The sequence below is a fragment of the Bariatricus sp. SGI.019 genome (assembly GCF_050315235.1).
In the GTDB taxonomy this organism is placed as follows: Bacteria; Bacillota; Clostridia; order Lachnospirales; family Lachnospiraceae; genus JAFBIX01.
This window is the reverse complement of the sequence record NZ_JBNPOQ010000001.1, coordinates 122,330-138,037: the sequence shown is the minus strand read 5'-3', so window position 1 is coordinate 138,037 and position 15,708 is coordinate 122,330. Positions and strand designations below refer to the sequence as shown.

General features: G+C 44.4%; 14 protein-coding genes and 1 other annotated feature. Of the genes, 12 read left to right on the top strand and 2 right to left on the bottom strand.

Annotated elements, in window-relative coordinates; all coding sequences use genetic code 11:
- Nucleotides 1-19: 19 nt before the first annotated feature.
- The 4 genes from ACQRD1_RS00765 to ACQRD1_RS00750 are packed head-to-tail and all read left to right on the top strand — an operon-like array spanning nt 20 to nt 3,142.
- Nucleotides 20-475: a MarR family winged helix-turn-helix transcriptional regulator gene (locus ACQRD1_RS00765; protein ID WP_235232285.1), complete on the top strand. Its 456-nt coding sequence runs from the start codon at nt 20-22 to the stop codon at nt 473-475.
- A 3-nt stretch (nt 476-478) separates the two neighbouring features.
- Nucleotides 479-1,141: an HAD family hydrolase gene (locus ACQRD1_RS00760; protein ID WP_427786781.1), complete on the top strand. Its 663-nt coding sequence runs from the start codon at nt 479-481 to the stop codon at nt 1,139-1,141.
- 11 nt (nt 1,142-1,152) lie between these two features.
- Nucleotides 1,153-1,878 carry an NAD-dependent protein deacylase gene (locus ACQRD1_RS00755; RefSeq protein WP_427786780.1) on the top strand — a complete coding sequence of 242 codons (726 nt, stop codon included), beginning with the start codon at nt 1,153-1,155 and terminating at the stop codon, nt 1,876-1,878.
- A 10-nt stretch (nt 1,879-1,888) separates the two neighbouring features.
- A complete protein-coding gene (locus tag ACQRD1_RS00750) occupies nt 1,889-3,142 on the top strand; it encodes an aspartate ammonia-lyase (protein WP_427786779.1) in 1,254 nt (417 codons plus the stop codon).
- Between the two features lie 122 nt (nt 3,143-3,264).
- Here ACQRD1_RS00750 and hydF read toward each other — a convergent pair whose 3' ends face one another.
- Both hydF and hydE read right to left on the bottom strand, forming a co-directional pair.
- On the bottom strand, nt 3,265-4,479 hold the full coding sequence (gene hydF, locus ACQRD1_RS00745; RefSeq protein ID WP_235232281.1) for a [FeFe] hydrogenase H-cluster maturation GTPase HydF: 1,215 nt from the start codon (nt 4,477-4,479) through the stop codon (nt 3,265-3,267).
- Between the two features lie 92 nt (nt 4,480-4,571).
- Complete coding sequence (hydE, locus tag ACQRD1_RS00740; protein ID WP_427786778.1) at nt 4,572-5,630, bottom strand: [FeFe] hydrogenase H-cluster radical SAM maturase HydE; 1,059 nt, start codon at nt 5,628-5,630, stop codon at nt 4,572-4,574.
- A 275-nt stretch (nt 5,631-5,905) separates the two neighbouring features.
- Here hydE and ACQRD1_RS00735 point away from each other — a divergent pair, with 275 nt between their 5' ends.
- The 8 genes from ACQRD1_RS00735 (at nt 5,906) to ACQRD1_RS00700 (ending at nt 15,689) form a co-directional block, all read left to right on the top strand.
- On the top strand, nt 5,906-6,403 hold the full coding sequence (locus tag ACQRD1_RS00735) for a DNA-deoxyinosine glycosylase (protein WP_235232279.1): 498 nt from the start codon (nt 5,906-5,908) through the stop codon (nt 6,401-6,403).
- 52 nt (nt 6,404-6,455) lie between these two features.
- The gene (locus ACQRD1_RS00730; protein WP_347375805.1) at nt 6,456-7,259 is read left to right on the top strand and encodes a protein-ADP-ribose hydrolase; all 804 of its coding nucleotides are present in this window, start codon (nt 6,456-6,458) and stop codon (nt 7,257-7,259) included.
- 57 nt (nt 7,260-7,316) lie between these two features.
- A complete protein-coding gene (locus ACQRD1_RS00725; protein WP_427786777.1) occupies nt 7,317-8,261 on the top strand; it encodes an AEC family transporter in 945 nt (314 codons plus the stop codon).
- A 114-nt stretch (nt 8,262-8,375) separates the two neighbouring features.
- Nucleotides 8,376-8,888, top strand: coding sequence for a flavin reductase family protein (locus ACQRD1_RS00720; protein ID WP_328282590.1), 513 nt, complete (start codon nt 8,376-8,378; stop codon nt 8,886-8,888).
- A 104-nt stretch (nt 8,889-8,992) separates the two neighbouring features.
- Nucleotides 8,993-9,284, top strand: a binding site (T-box leader).
- Between the two features lie 76 nt (nt 9,285-9,360).
- On the top strand, nt 9,361-12,018 hold the full coding sequence (locus tag ACQRD1_RS00715; RefSeq protein WP_427786776.1) for a valine--tRNA ligase: 2,658 nt from the start codon (nt 9,361-9,363) through the stop codon (nt 12,016-12,018).
- A gap of 9 nt (nt 12,019-12,027) precedes the next feature.
- A complete protein-coding gene (locus ACQRD1_RS00710) occupies nt 12,028-14,235 on the top strand; it encodes an LTA synthase family protein (protein WP_235232276.1) in 2,208 nt (735 codons plus the stop codon).
- A 1-nt stretch (nt 14,236) separates the two neighbouring features.
- Entirely contained in the window at nt 14,237-15,568 is a 1,332-nt protein-coding gene (locus ACQRD1_RS00705) for a bifunctional folylpolyglutamate synthase/dihydrofolate synthase (RefSeq protein WP_427786775.1), read from the top strand.
- Nucleotides 15,555-15,689 (top strand): hypothetical protein, encoded by a 135-nt coding sequence (locus ACQRD1_RS00700; protein WP_004607343.1) that lies wholly within the window; start codon nt 15,555-15,557, stop codon nt 15,687-15,689. The genes ACQRD1_RS00705 and ACQRD1_RS00700 overlap by 14 nt, the downstream gene beginning before the upstream one ends.
- The last annotated feature ends 19 nt before the right edge of the window (nt 15,690-15,708 follow it).

The following is a 15,708-nucleotide window of genomic DNA, read 5'->3' as shown; positions in this document are numbered from 1 at the left end:
AGCGAAGGGGTAGCGGGTAATGGAAGATGCATATATGACAATTAATCATGTTCTGGTCAAGCTGATCAACGAGATCTGGGAATTGGAAGAAAAGGCCATTATAACCGATGAGTTCAAAGATCTTACGAATAATGATATGCATGTGATTGAGGCAATTGGACTGGGAGAAGGAAAAAATATGTCTTCCATTGCCAGACAGTTGAATATTACCGTGGGTTCTCTTACGACAGCGATGAATAGTCTTGTAAACAAGAAATATGTTGAGCGTCACAGAAGCGAAGAAGACCGCAGAGTCGTATTTGTGAAGCTGACGTCTAAGGGAATAAAAGCATACCATCATCATGAGGACTATCACCGACAGATGACGCAGGCAATTCTGGACAAATTAGATAAGAAGGAATTGCCGGTACTGATGAAGACTCTGGATGCATTGTCGGATTTCTTTGCCGGATACAGTGAGAAGAAGGAGCCATAATTTATGATAAAAGGTGTAATCTTTGATATGGATGGTCTGATGTTTGACACAGAGCGACTGTCCTTTCGATTCTGGAAACAGGCAGGAGAGAAGATTGGGTATGAGATTCCCGAAGAGATGGTGGAAGGATTTCGCGGAAGAAATCGTGCATCGATCGGGAAGGAGATTCTGGATATCTATGGTTCGGAATTTGACTTTGATCTTTTTGAAAAATATAAGACACAGGCGCAAATTCAATATATGGAAGAAAATGGAGTCCCGATAAAACCGGGACTTTTGGTGCTTTTGGAATATTTGAAAGAGAAGCAGATTAAGATGGCGGTAGCGACATCTACCAACCAGGAACTGGCAGATTGGATGCTGGAGATGGCACAGGTATCTGCTTATTTTGATACATTTGTTTACGGAAACAGAGTCGAAAGGAGCAAACCGAATCCAGATATTTTCTTGAAAGCGGCAGAAGAACTGCATCTTCCTATGGAAGAATGCCTGGTTCTGGAGGATAGTATTGCCGGGGTGGAGGCTGGAAAGAGAGCGGGTGGATATATCATCCACATTCCGGATATTATCGTTGTACCTGAAGAAGTGAAGGTAGGAATTACTGCTGAGATGGAGAGTCTGGAGGAAGTGATCTCTTGGATAGAACATGCAAACCAGTCAGTATAGGAGGAAGCGCAATGTATGAAGAGGAAGTAAGGAAACTGCAGGACATTATTGATGACAGCCAGAATATTGTATTTTTTGGCGGAGCGGGAGTATCTACAGAAAGTAATATTCCGGATTTTCGAAGTGCGGATGGATTGTATCAGCAACAATATAAATATTCGCCGGAACAGATCGTCAGCCATAGCTTTTTTGTGCGAAATACGGAAGCATTCTATGAATTCTACAAAAGTAAGATGATGTTCCTGGATGCGAAACCGAATCCGGCACACAAGAAGCTGGCGGAATTGGAAGCGGCGGGAAAGTTATCGGCAGTGATCACGCAGAATATTGACGGGCTTCATCAGGCGGCGGGAAGCAAGAATGTACTGGAACTTCATGGAAGTATCCATCGCAATTACTGTCAGCGGTGTCATCAGTTTTATGATGCGGATTATGTAAAGAATGCAGAAGGGATTCCGAAGTGTTCTTGTGGCGGTGTGATCAAGCCAGATGTGGTATTGTACGAAGAAGGATTGGATTCTTCCATTATTGAAAAGAGCATTCATGCGATCAGTATGGCGGATACACTGATCATTGGCGGAACTTCACTGGTGGTATATCCGGCTGCCGGATTCATCGATTATTTTCGCGGAAAACATCTGGTCGTGATTAATAAGAGTGCTACAGCCAGAGAGGTTGGAGCAGAGCTTACGATTGCTGCTCCGATCGGTCAGATTATGGTTCAGATTGTCTGCTAGGAGGATGAGCATGGTGTTATACGGGAAGGAAACGAAGAAGGCGTGTGAGAATTTTGCATTGGGGACAGAGCGAACCCGCCTTCCGTTAATCTATGCAATGCTGGATGTCAAAAAAGCTGCGGCCATGTCTCACAAGGAACTGGGACTGATGGAAGGATGGAAAGCAGATGCCATCATGGCGGCATGCGACAATCTGAAGCAGGAAAAGTATCAGGAAAATTTCTGCATTCATCCACTTCAGGGTGGTGCAGGAACTTCTACGAATATGAATGTGTGTGAGACGGTGGCAGGCTGTGCGCTGGTATCTCTGGGAAAGGATGCCACAGATTATGATGTGATTCATCCACTGGATGATGTGAATAAAGGACAATCTACCAATGATGTCTATCCAACCGCTCTTCGTATTGCAGCAATCCGGCTGGTGCGTAAGTTAAGCGATGAGGTCAGCCGACTGCAGGAGAGCCTGCAGAAGAAGGAACTGGAATACAAAGATATTCTGAAACTGGGACGGACGGAGCTTATGGATGCCCTGCCGCTTACCATGGGAGAAGAATTCGGCGCATATGCCCAGGCCATTGGAAGAGATCGCTGGCGCATCTATAAAGTCGAAGAGAGACTTCGACAGGTCAATCTCGGTGGAACAGCCATCGGACTTGGGGATAACGCGGATCGGAAATATATGTATCTGGTGATTGAACATCTACGTGAAATGACGGGAATCGGGCTTGCGAAAGCAGAATATCCTGTAGATCTGACCCAGAATAACGATGTCTTTGTGGAAGTCTCGGGCTTACTGAAGGCACTTGCTGTGAACCTTATGAAGATTGCCGGAGATCTGCGCTGGATGAATTCTGGTCCTAAGGGAGGTCTGGGAGAGTTGATTCTGGAAGAAGTGCAGGCAGGGAGTACTATCATGCCGGGCAAAGTGAATCCAGTCATCCCAGAGATGGTGACCCAGGTAGCCATGAAGGTCATGGCAAATGATCAGGCGATTGCATATGCCGCTGCAAATGGCAACTTTGAGCTGAATGCATTTCTGCCATTGATCGCAGATAGCCTGTTGGAAAGTCTGGAACTTTTGATTCGAGCATCGGAGATCCTCCGCAAGAAATGTATTGATACGCTGCGGGTCAATAAAGAAGGGTGTAGAAAGCATCTGGAAGGATCGCTGGCAGATGTGACGCATATGTCTGTGAAAATCGGATACGATCAGGCGGCGGAGATTGCAAAGTCCCAGGAATTCCATGAGAATGCAGAGAGATAAGTACAGGAATGGAAAAGGTTCCATAGAATAAGCAGTAAAATAAAAACAGACAGGGATATATGAAAAAAGATGTATCCGCTGTCTGTTTTGATTTTATAGAAAGGATTCAGATGTTATGAGATCTATAAAAAGGGAAAAATCTCGATGCTTCGTTCCAGGATGCCTTGCATGTATGCGATGGCGGTTCCATAGTTGGTCATAGGAATTCCGGCATCTTCCGCACATTTGATACGATATTTCATCTCTCGCTCATTCAGTGTACAGCCGCCGCAATGCACGATGAGTTTATATTTGCCAAGTTCCAATGGAAATTCGGTACCGCTGGTAAATTCAAAGTTCAGATGCTTCCCTGTGTGATTCTGAATCCACCGCGGTAATTTGACGGTGCCGATGTCGTCGCACTGGCGATGATGGGTGCATCCCTCAGATATCAGAATCGTGTCGCCATCTTCTAGGGTATCCAAAGTTCTGGCTCCATTTACGACAGTCTTCAGATTGCCCTTGTATCTGGCAAATAAGATGGAAAAGGAAGTTAACGGAATATCGCGGGGAGTATCGGCGGATACCTTGGCGAACACCTGGCTGTCCGTAATGACAAGTGAGGGCTTTTTGCCCAGAGAGTCAAGAGTTTCCCGCAATTCATGTTCTTTTACTACAATAGCGGTAGCGTCAGCTTCCAGAATATCACGGATTGTCTGCTGCTGAGGCAGGATAAGACGACCCTTTGGAGCCGCTTTATCAATCGGAACCACCAGGACAACAAAGTCTGAAGGATGAATCAAGTCTCCCACAATCCGTAACTTATTGTCTTCTGTCGGTGCAAGAGCAGCAATCAGTTCTTTTAATTCATGGATATTCGTTTTATCAGCTGCACTCACCCAGATTACATGATCTGACGATAACGAAGCAGGAATATTTTGAGCAGAGAAAGTTCTGTCCTCTATAAGATCCGCCTTATTCATAACCACTACATAAGGAATCTGCTTGTCCTTGATTCGATCAAGAATAGCACAATCCTCACCGGTCATACCAATCGTACCGTCCACGACCAATACAGCAATATCCGTCTTATTCAATACCTGATAAGCCTTCTGAATACGAAGTGCACCAAGCTCACCCTCATCATCAAGCCCCGGTGTATCAATCATAACCACCGGACCCAGAGGAAGAAGCTCCATCGCCTTTAATACAGGGTCCGTAGTAGTACCCTTCACATCCGATACAATCGCAAGACTTTGCCCCGTCAGTGCATTGATCACACTAGATTTACCCGCATTCCTTCGGCCAAAAATACCGATATGAACACGCTCCGCAGATGGTGTATTATTCAAACTCATATATAAACCTCCTTAGGTGGGGACGGGGGTTTTTTCAATTTCCTCCGTCCCAGATTAAAATATCCCTGTCCCAAATTCATTTTACCGTGTCCCTAATTGTTCAACGAGTCGCCTCTGGAGGTGACGACGTGGTATCCGATGGATTCCATGCGTCGTTCCATGCAGTGGCGGCATTCGGCGGCTTCGTCTCCGGTACAGATTTTATTGTCGTACAGTAGATAATCTTTGCGGACGCTGGTTGGTGAGAGATTAGGCATGACGACATTTGCGCCTGCCTGGATTCCCATCTCGCGGCCTCGGGGATGGATGGTTCCTAATGCGGTGGTGGCTGGCAGCAGTACTTTAGGGATCATCAGTCGGATCAGGCCCAGCATGAATAAGGTCAGTTCCAGTGTTCCGGCCGGTTCGTTGGCAAATGTTGTGTCATGGTGTGGAATAAATGGACCGATTCCGACCATATGTGGGTTCAGATCATGGATAAACAGCATATCTTCTGCAAGGTGTTCGGAGGTCTGATATGGTGACCCCACCATGAAGCCGGTTCCTACCTGGTAGCCGATTTCCTTCAGATCCCACAGGCATTGTTGCCTTGCCTTAGCGCTTAAACATGCGGGATGAAGCCGGGAATAGTGCTCTTCGTTATAGGTTTCATGTCTTAGGAGATATCGGTCTGCGCCCGCATCGAAGAAACGCTGATAGCTTTCGCGAGATTTTTCACCAATCGAGAGTGTAATCGCGCAATCTGGATAAAGGGTCTTTATCTTGCGAATGAGATGAACCATCTTATCATCGGTATAAAATCCATCTTCACCACCCTGCAGGACAAATGTTCGAAATCCCAGAGAATATCCAGACTGACAACAGGATAGAATCTCTTCTTCTGTCAGACGATAACGGTTTGCGTTGAGATTGCTCTTACGGATGCCGCAGTACAGGCAGTCATTGCGGCAATAGTTAGTAAATTCAATCAGCCCGCGGACATAGACATCATGCCCATAGTATTGATGCCGTTCTTCGCGGGCAAGTGAAAATAAGTATTCCGCAAGTTCTGGTGTTCGTCCGGCAATCAGAGTAGTCCATTCTGCATGGGACAGGTTGCGTTCGCGATGTAATTTGTCAATCAATTGTTGCAATTCTTTGTCTTCTTTCATAAATTTTTCACTCTTAACCTCTTTATTTTCAAAGAAAAAACCTGACACCTCAGGCGTCAGGTTCTAAAGGACAGCATAGTGTACTGTCCATATGTTTTTCTTGAATCTGTGCGCCTTCTCACGCAGAGTAATTCTTTGTGATTAGTACGTGTTAATGAAATTATAACACACTGGCAAATGTCAGACAATAAAAGATAATGTTTTCACGAACGGAAAGTGTGTTATACTGGAACTATGCGAAAATGAATCGATGTATTGAGGAGAATGAAATTAAAATGGAAATAGAACAGGTGACGCATGATTTTGCTCCGGTTTTTGATGAACATTCCAGAATTCTCATGCTGGGGACCATGCCGTCTCCCAAATCCCGGGAGATAGGCTTCTACTATGGACATCCCAGGAATCGTTTCTGGAAGGTCGTATCTGATGTGTGCGAAGAACCGCTGCCGGAGACGAAAGAAGAAAAGATTGCATTTGCACTGAGAAATAAGATCGCAGTTTGGGACGTGCTGGCGGGATGTGAGATCCGTGGCGCGGAAGACAGCAGCATCCGCAATCCGGTCCCTAATGATATGAATAAAGTAATAAAGCAGGCAAAGATTCAGGCCATCTTCACGACCGGAACAAAGGCAGCGCAGTTGTATCGGCGGTATTGCTATCCGAGCACCAAAATGGAGGCAATCGCACTTCCGTCTACAAGCCCGGCAAATTGCCGGATGTCTTACGAAGAACTATACGAAGCATATGCGGTGATCCGAAAATATATTTTGTAAAAGATGTATGATTAAAGATCATGCAGATGAATGGGAGGTAATGCAGGCTATGATGACAAGAGAAGAAAGAGTCAGCCATCTGATTGAATATTTGAAAGGTGAAAATCAAGGATATGCATCTTTGCAGGAGCCTGTTAATTATGAAGGAAAGAGGCGGCTGTTGAGAAGCCTTATGAATGTGCGCTTTCCAGGAGAAGCCGGTGACGATTTTCTTGTGCTGCAGGACGAATTGCTGCAAGAAGAGAATCAGGAAAAAGGGATTGTAACAATAGAAGAGATCCCTGCAATTCAAAGTGTTTATCCTTGTACTGACATGAAAAATGCAGAGAAGATCTCACTCTGGAAGGGCGATATCACAAGACTTGCCGCAGATGCCGTTGTAAATGCAGCCAACAGCCAGATGCTTGGCTGCTTCGTGCCATGCCACGGGTGCATCGATAATGCGATACACTCAGCAGCAGGAATTCAACTTCGTAACGAATGCGCAGAACTTATGGAAGCACAAGGGCACGAAGAAGCGACCGGCAAAGCCAAGATTACAGGCGGATACAATCTGCCCGCCAGATACGTCATTCATACTGTCGGACCAATCGTAGGTATGGAAGTGACGGAAAAGCAAAAAGAAGAATTAAAATCCTGCTACTTAAGCTGCCTGAAACTGGCAGAAAAGGAAGGACTAACATCCATTGCATTCTGCTGCATCTCGACAGGAGAATTCCATTTCCCCAACAAACTTGCGGCCCAGATTGCCGTCGAGACCGTAGACAGATACCTTACCAAGTCCAGGATAGAACGCGTAATATTCAACGTATTTAAAGAGGAAGATTTTAATATATATAAGAAACTATTTCGTTAAGGGGGACGGGGGTTTTTTCAATTTACCCCGTCCCAACCTGTTCAGAAAGGACTCAAGATGGAGAATTTGATCTTTAGTTTAAATGCAACGGTTCCGGTATTCTTGATGATGGTACTGGGATTGATTTTTAAGAAAATTGGTTGGATTGATGATGTGTTTGCTGCGAAGATGAATAAGTTTGTCTTTACTGTGCCATTGCCGGTGCTGGTGTTCAGTGATCTGGCAACGGTGGATTTTAGTCAGGTGTGGGATGTGAAGTTTGTGCTGTTCTGCTTTGTTGTGACGCTTCTTAGTATTGCAATTTCGGCGCTGATTTCATTCCTGTGGAAGGATCGTTCCATCCAGGGTGAGTTCATCCAGGCATCCTATCGCAGCAGTGCAGCGCTTCTTGGAATTGCTTTTATTCAAAATATCTATGGAACATCTGGGATGGCACCGCTGATGATCATTGGCAGTGTGCCGCTGTATAATATCATGGCAGTGGTAGTGTTGTCTGTATTCCGCCCAGGACAGAATGGTATGGACAGAAGAGTGATAAAAAAGACGCTGAAAGGTATCGTGACCAACCCGATTATTATAGGAATTGCGGCGGGACTTTTGTGGTCTGCTCTTCAGATTCCAATACCACATATTATGGAAAAGACGGTGACAAGTATTGCCGGAGTAGCAACGCCGATGGGTCTGATGGCAATGGGTGCGACTTTCGATATTAAAAAAGCCTTTGCAAAGGTAAAACCTACTGCTATAGCTGCATTGATTAAACTGGTAGGATTTTGCGCAATCTTCCTGCCACTTGCAGTACAATTCGGTTTTCGGCAGGAAGAATTGGTGGCGATTCTCGTGATGCTGGGGTCCGCGACAACGGTAAGCAGCTTTGTCATGGCCAAGAATATGGGGCACGAAGGAGTACTGTCCTCCAGCGTAGTAATGCTGACCACATTATTCAGTGCATTTACATTGACAGGATGGCTGTACGTATTGAGGAGCATGTCGTTAATTTAGGGACGTAGTAAAGTGAAAGAATACCCCGGGGTAAAGTGCAACTTTACCCCGGGGTATTCTTTCACTTTACTACGTCCCTATTTGACAAAAATTCAATAAACTTATCCGCAGCCGGTGCTGATTATCGCAAGTTACGATGAAAATGGTGTTCCGGATGCGATGAATGCGGCGTGGGGAGGTATCAGTGAATCGAATGAGATATCGATGTGTTTATCAGTGGGACATAAAACGGTTAAGAATATCTTGTCTCGACAGGCATTTACCGTAAGTATGGCAGATGCTGCCCATGTTGTGGAATGTGATTATGTTGGAATTGAATCTGGCAATCAAGTGGCAAATAAGATGGAAAAAGCAGGGTTTACCGTTGAAAAAAGTGAACGAGTGGATGCGCCGATTATTAATGAACTGGCTGTTTGCCTGGAGTGTAAGCTTAAAAGCTATGATCCGGAAACTTGCCGTATGGTTGGGGAAATCATCAATGTGAGTGTGGATGAATCTGTGATGACAGACGGGAAAGTAGATGTAGACAAAGTTGCACCGATTACCTTTGACCCATTTAATAATGCGTACCATGTTCTGGGAGTAAAAGTTGGCAATGCTTTTGCGGATGGAGCGAAGCTTAAGTAACAATTAAGAGGGTTCCGACACTCTTAAGGATTTCTGAAAATTTTTTAAACTTCTTGACAAACGTTACTTTGATGGCTATGATAGTCATTAGTTCAATTTAAGAAATAAAGGCATTGAAGAAGAGGAGTATGCATGATTGCCCTGACAGAGAGAGCAGCCCACTGGTTGAGAGGCGCTTAAGGAAGTAGGATGCAGAAGGTAGCTTTGGAGCCGGATGGCTGAACTATTGCGACAATGACCGCGGATATTCGTGAGAGTGATCACAGGATCAAGTGAGGATCAGGTAGAATATTAGGCCATCCCGGAGTCGTTCCCGTTATAGAATATGATGAGATATATAGAAGGTATTTCTACTATATAAATAAAGGTGGTACCGCGATGACAGTCGCCCTTTACGTTTTGTAGAGGGCGTTTTTTTTCGCCCTTAAATGTGAAAATAATGTGAACTTATTTATGAGGTGAGGAGGAAATTATGAGCCAGAAGCTTGAGACGACTTACAATCCGAAAGAGATTGAGCCAAAATTGTATGAAAAATGGTGTGAGAACAAGTATTTTCACGCTGAAGTAGACAGAAGCCGTAAACCATTTACAACTGTTATGCCGCCGCCGAATATCACCGGTAAGCTGCACATGGGCCATGCGCTCGACAATACTTTACAGGATATCCTGATTCGTTATAAGAGAATGCAGGGCTACAACACATTGTGGGTGCCGGGAACTGACCATGCCGCAATCTCTACAGAGGTTAAGGTAACGAACCAGTTGAAAGAAGAAGGTATTGATAAGAAAGAACTGGGACGTGAGAAGTTCTTGGAGAGAACCTGGCAGTGGAAGGAAGAATACGCAGGAACCATCGAAGGACAGCTGAAGAAGCTGGGTGTCTCCTGTGATTGGGACAGAGAGCGTTTCACGATGGACGAAGGATGTTCCAAGGCGGTAGAAGAAGTATTTATTAAGTTATATGAAGAAGGATATATCTACAGAGGATCCAGAATCATCAACTGGTGTCCAGTATGTAAGACCTCCCTTTCTGATGCGGAAGTGGAACATGAAGAACAGGATGGATTCTTCTGGCATATTAAGTACCCAATCGTTGGTACCGATGATTTCCTGGAGATTGCTACTACACGTCCTGAGACCATGCTTGGTGATACTGCGATCGCAGTACATCCGGATGATGAGAGATATAAAGATATCGTTGGCAAGAAAGCCATACTTCCGCTGGTGAATCGTGAGATTCCAATCGTTGCGGATTATTATGTTGATAAAGAATTCGGAACAGGTGCAGTTAAGATTACACCGGCACACGACCCGAACGACTTTGAAGTTGGAAAACGCCACAATCTGGAAGAGATCAATGTTCTGAATGATGATGCTACAATTAACGAAAAAGGCGGCAAGTATGCCGGAATGGATCGTTATGAGGCAAGAAAAGCTATGGTAAAAGATCTGGAAGAGCAGGGATATCTGGTAAAGGTTGTTCCACATTCTCATAATGTAGGAACTCACGACAGATGTCACACAACCGTTGAGCCAATGGTAAAACAGCAGTGGTTCGTAAGAATGGAAGAGTTGGCAAAACCAGCTATCGAAGCTGTAAAGAACGGTGACCTGAAGTTTGTACCAGAGCGTTTTGATAAAATATATCTGCACTGGCTGGAGAATATCCGCGATTGGTGTATATCCAGACAGATCTGGTGGGGACACAGAATTCCTGCATATTACTGTGACGAGTGTGGTGAGATCGTAGTTTCCAGGGGCATGCCGGAAAAATGTCCGAAGTGCGGATGTACACATTTCACACAGGATGAAGATACACTGGATACCTGGTTCAGTTCTGCATTATGGCCGTTCTCTACTCTGGGATGGCCGGATCAGACGGAAGACCTGGATTATTTCTATCCGACAGATGTTCTGGTAACTGGATACGATATTATCTTCTTCTGGGTAATCCGTATGGTGTTCTCTGGATATGCACACACTGGAAAATCACCATTCCATACCGTATTCATCCACGGTCTGGTAAGAGACTCTCAGGGACGTAAGATGAGTAAATCTCTTGGAAATGGTATTGACCCACTGGAGATTATTGATCAGTACGGTGCTGATGCATTGCGTATGACATTGATCACGGGAAATGCACCTGGTAATGATATGCGTTTTTATAATGAAAGGGTGGAAGCCAGCCGTAATTTTGCGAATAAGGTATGGAATGCGTCTCGTTTTATCCTGATGAATATTGAAGGCAAAGAGATCACTGAGCCGGTAGATATCACACTTCGTCCAGCTGACTGCTGGATTCTGTCCAGATGTAATAATCTGGTAAAAGATGTAACGGAGAATATGGATAAGTTCGAGCTTGGAATCGCACTTCAGAAAGTATATGATTTCATCTGGGATGAGTTCTGTGACTGGTACATTGAGCTGGCAAAATACCGTATTTATCATGCGGATGAAGATGCACAGAGTGCAAATGATGCAATGTGGACATTACGGGAAGTACTGAAGAAGTCATTGAAACTGCTGCATCCGTTCATGCCTTTCGTGACAGAGGAAATATATGGAAAGGTTTGTCCGGAAGAAGAGTCACTGATGTTATCCGACTGGCCGGTATATGATGAAAAGCTTAATTTTGCAGATGCAGAGAATATTGCGGAACATCTCAAAGCAATCGTCAAAGGTGTCCGTAATGTTCGTGCAGAGATGAATGTACCGAATTCCAGAAAAACAAAAGTATATATTGTATGTGAGGACGAGATGCTCTGTAAGGGACTTGAGTCCCTGAAACAGTCTGCGGTTATGATGGTAGCAGCAAATGATTTTGTTATTCAGCACGATAAGACTGGAATTGCAGAGGATGCAGTATCCATCGTAGTACCAGATGCAACCGCATATGTACCGTTAGAAGAGTTGATTGATTTCGAACAGGAAATCGAGCGTCTGACGAAGGAAGAGGCACGTCTGACGAAAGAAATCGCTCGTGCGTCTGGAATGTTGAATAATGAAAAATTCGTAAGCAAAGCACCAGCGGCAAAGGTGCAGGAAGAAAGAGACAAACTTGAGACATACAAACAGATGATGGAACAAGTAAAAGAACGGCTGGAAGGATTAAAAGCAAAACAGTCATAAGGGGATATTATGAAGAAAATTCATTTTAAGAAGCCTGATGTGAAAGGGGCAATTCATAAACTGAAGAATCTGAAAAAGGAAGATGTGAGGGAATATTGGAAAGCAAAAAAGGAGCGGCGTGCACGTATTATAGAGGAGCGGCGCAACAGTGCTTTTGCTAAAAAAATGAAGCCAGTCTATCGTTTTATGAATCGATTTTCACTGGTATTTCACGCATTACTTGCGTGCATCATTAATTTCGCGATCGAAGCGATTTCCAGACATTCTGCCGCGGAAGCGTGGGGATATATGACAGGGACACCGGTGGTGTTCCTGTACAATGCATTTATGATATTTATAACATTTTCTGTGGTATATCTGTTCAAACGCCGGGTGTTTGTACGTATTATCATCAGTGTCCTGTGGATGGTGCTGGGAATTGCCAACGGATATATGCTTATGAAGCGAGTTACGCCTTTTAATGCACAGGATCTTAAAATGGCAAAGGATGCGACTGCGCTGATCAATAATTATTTCAATGGGTTTGAATTGATTATTCTGGCTGTCGGAATTGTGGCAGTCATTATCTGGATCATATCCATGTGGAAACGCGGCGGACAGTATGAAGGCAAGCTTCACCGTGTATGGGCGCTGATTGGGATCATTATCTGCGCAGTATCTTATGGAGTCATCTCAGATCTGGCTGTGGAAAAGAGGGTAGTATCAACTTATTTTGGAAACATCGCCTTTGCGTATGAAGATTACGGTCTTCCATACTGCTTTATGGCCAGTCTGTTCAATACAGGAATTAATGAGCCAAATGATTATAACGAAGAGACCATTGCAGAGATCAGCAATAACGGCGAGATTACAAAGAGTGAGACAGGATTGTCGGATGAAGAAAAGCCGAATATTATCTTTATTCAGTTAGAGTCGTATTTTGATGTGGATGAGGCAGAATTCTTTACAACATCTCAGGATCCATGCCCGAATCTGCATGAGATGTATAATAATTATTCATCTGGTTATTTCAAAGTACCTTCTGTAGGTGCCGGTACGGCGAATACGGAGTTTGAAGTGCTGACGGGTATGAATATGAGATATTTTGGACCAGGTGAATACCCATATAAGACGGTATTAAAGAATCAGACATGTGAGAGTGCCGCGACAGCATTGGCGGCATTAGGCTATGGAACTCACGGACTTCATAATAATGGAGGAAACTTCTATAGCCGTGCGAAGGTGTATAATAATATCGGGTTTGATACATTTACCAGTAAGGAATTTATGAATATCTTACAGACTACGGAAAATGGATGGGCTAAGGATGATATTCTGATTCAACATATTCTGGAAGCGATGGATACCACTGAGCAGCAGGATTTTGTGTTTGGTGTCAGTGTACAGGGACATGGGGATTATCCAGAAGAGAAGGTCCTGGAGAATCCGACGATTACCATAGAAGGAATTGAAGATGAAGGCCTGAAAAATAAATGGGAATACTATGTAAATCAGGTCTATGAGATGGATCAGTTTGCAGGCAATCTGGTCAAAGCAATCGAAGAGCGTGGAGAACCGACGGTTATTGTATTCTATGGAGATCATCTTCCGACGATGGGATTAAAAGCTGAAGATCTAAAAGGACGTTACCTGTATAACACGAATTATGTGATCTGGGATAATATTGGTCTGGAGAAAGTGGATCGTAACATTGCGTCTTACCAGATTATGGCGGATGTATTTGAGCGTCTGGATATTCATTCCGGTACCGTGTTCAATTATCATCAGGAAAGAAGACAGACCAAGAATTATCTGGCAGATCTGGAACTTCTGCAATATGATATCTTATATGGCAATCAGTACGTGTATGACGGAGAAGAACCGATTACAAAAGGACATATGGTCATGGGTGTCCGGGATGTGACGCTGACGAATATTGTGCCACATCTAAAGAGCGGTTACAGCCTGTACGGCGAGAACTTTACAAAGTCAAGTAAGGTATATGTCAATGGAGAAAAGCAGAAGAGTTCATTCTTGAACAATACGCGAATTGATATCTCAGATATTGAATTGCAAGACGGCGATGTGATCGTAGTTCAGCAGATGGGATCAAGCAATACATTGTTCCGCAAGTCGGATGAATATATTTATCAAGATGGTGAATTAAAGGTTCAGGAAGGAACTGCGACCGATAAGACAAGATCCTGGGTTGAGCAGGCAGAAGAGGAAGAAGAGTAAGATGATAAAAGAGTCATTCACATATGAGGAAGCGACTGCTTATATCGAAGAAATACCAAAATTTACGCAAAAGCACACGCAGGAACATACCAGAGAATTCTTGCGAAGACTTGGTGATCCGGGTATGGACCGGAAGATTATTCATGTGGCAGGGACCAACGGGAAAGGTTCTGTGTGTGCGTATTTGCAGGCAATCTTAATGGCAGAGGGGAAAAGAACAGGATTCTTTACTTCCCCTCATCTTGTATCTGTCAACGAGCGGATACAAGTAGACCATACACAGATAGATAATGAGACGTTTCTTCGGGTATTTCTGCAGGTGCTGGAAGTCGTAAGACAGATGGAAGAAGAGGGAATTGCACATCCCTCTTATTTTGAATTTTTACTGGGGATGGGTATGAAAGCATTTGCCGGTACGGATGTGGAATACATTATTTTGGAGACTGGTCTGGGTGGCAGGCTGGATGCGACGAATTCCATCCCACAGCCTGCACTTTCTATTATTACGTCGATCAGTCTTGATCACACGGCAATTCTGGGAGATACGATTGAAGAAATTGCAGCTGAAAAGGCTGGAATTATCAAGCGTGGAGTCCCGATCTTCTATGACGGGAGCAATCCAAAAGCTACTGAGGTCATCCGTCAGACAGCCCGTAAGCAGGGGGCTCCTTGTAGAGAAATATCGAAAAATGCGTTCGAAATCCAAGAAGTTACCCGGAAACATATTGCATTTTCACGGGCGAATGCGTATGATAAAGATGTTATCTATCAGGTGCCGATCTGTGGATGCTATCAGGCAATGAATGCAGAGATTGCACTGGAAGCAGCGGAATATCTGTTGCAAGGAGAAGTTATCCATGAAGACCGGTGGCAGAAGGCACTTGCTTCGATTCACTGGGAAGGCAGAATGGAGCAGGCGGCACCGCATCTTGTGATTGATGGTGCCCACAATCCCGGAGCAATCGAGGCATTTGTAGAGAGTATGAAAGCACTTGGCGCGGATGAAGGAGAAGGTCCGGTGATTCTGTTCTCTGCAGTGAGTGACAAGAAGTATGAGCAGATGATTGCTTATCTGTGTGAGAATCTCAATGCGAAAGCCTATGTGATTACGGAGATTGAAGACGCGAGAAAGGTCCCAGCAGAAGAACTGGGACAGGTGTTTAGGAGATATACGACGAAGCCGGTTATCTGTGAAGTGGATATAGTGGATGCACTTAAGGCGGCAGAGAAGCAGAGGGGTGAACACGGTGATGTCTATTGCCTGGGTTCCCTGTACCTTGCGGGAATGGTAAAGAAGCTGTTGGAAGGAGGCGGTTACCATGCTAAATTTTGAAGAAGAGTTAAAGAAGTTCCAGCCGAGTCTGGAAGTAGAGGATATAGAGGACGCTGTCTATCAGGAAGATCTGACAGACATGACGGATATTTTACGAGAGATGATTGAACAAACCAAGTAGTTGAAGGGGTACGAGGGTA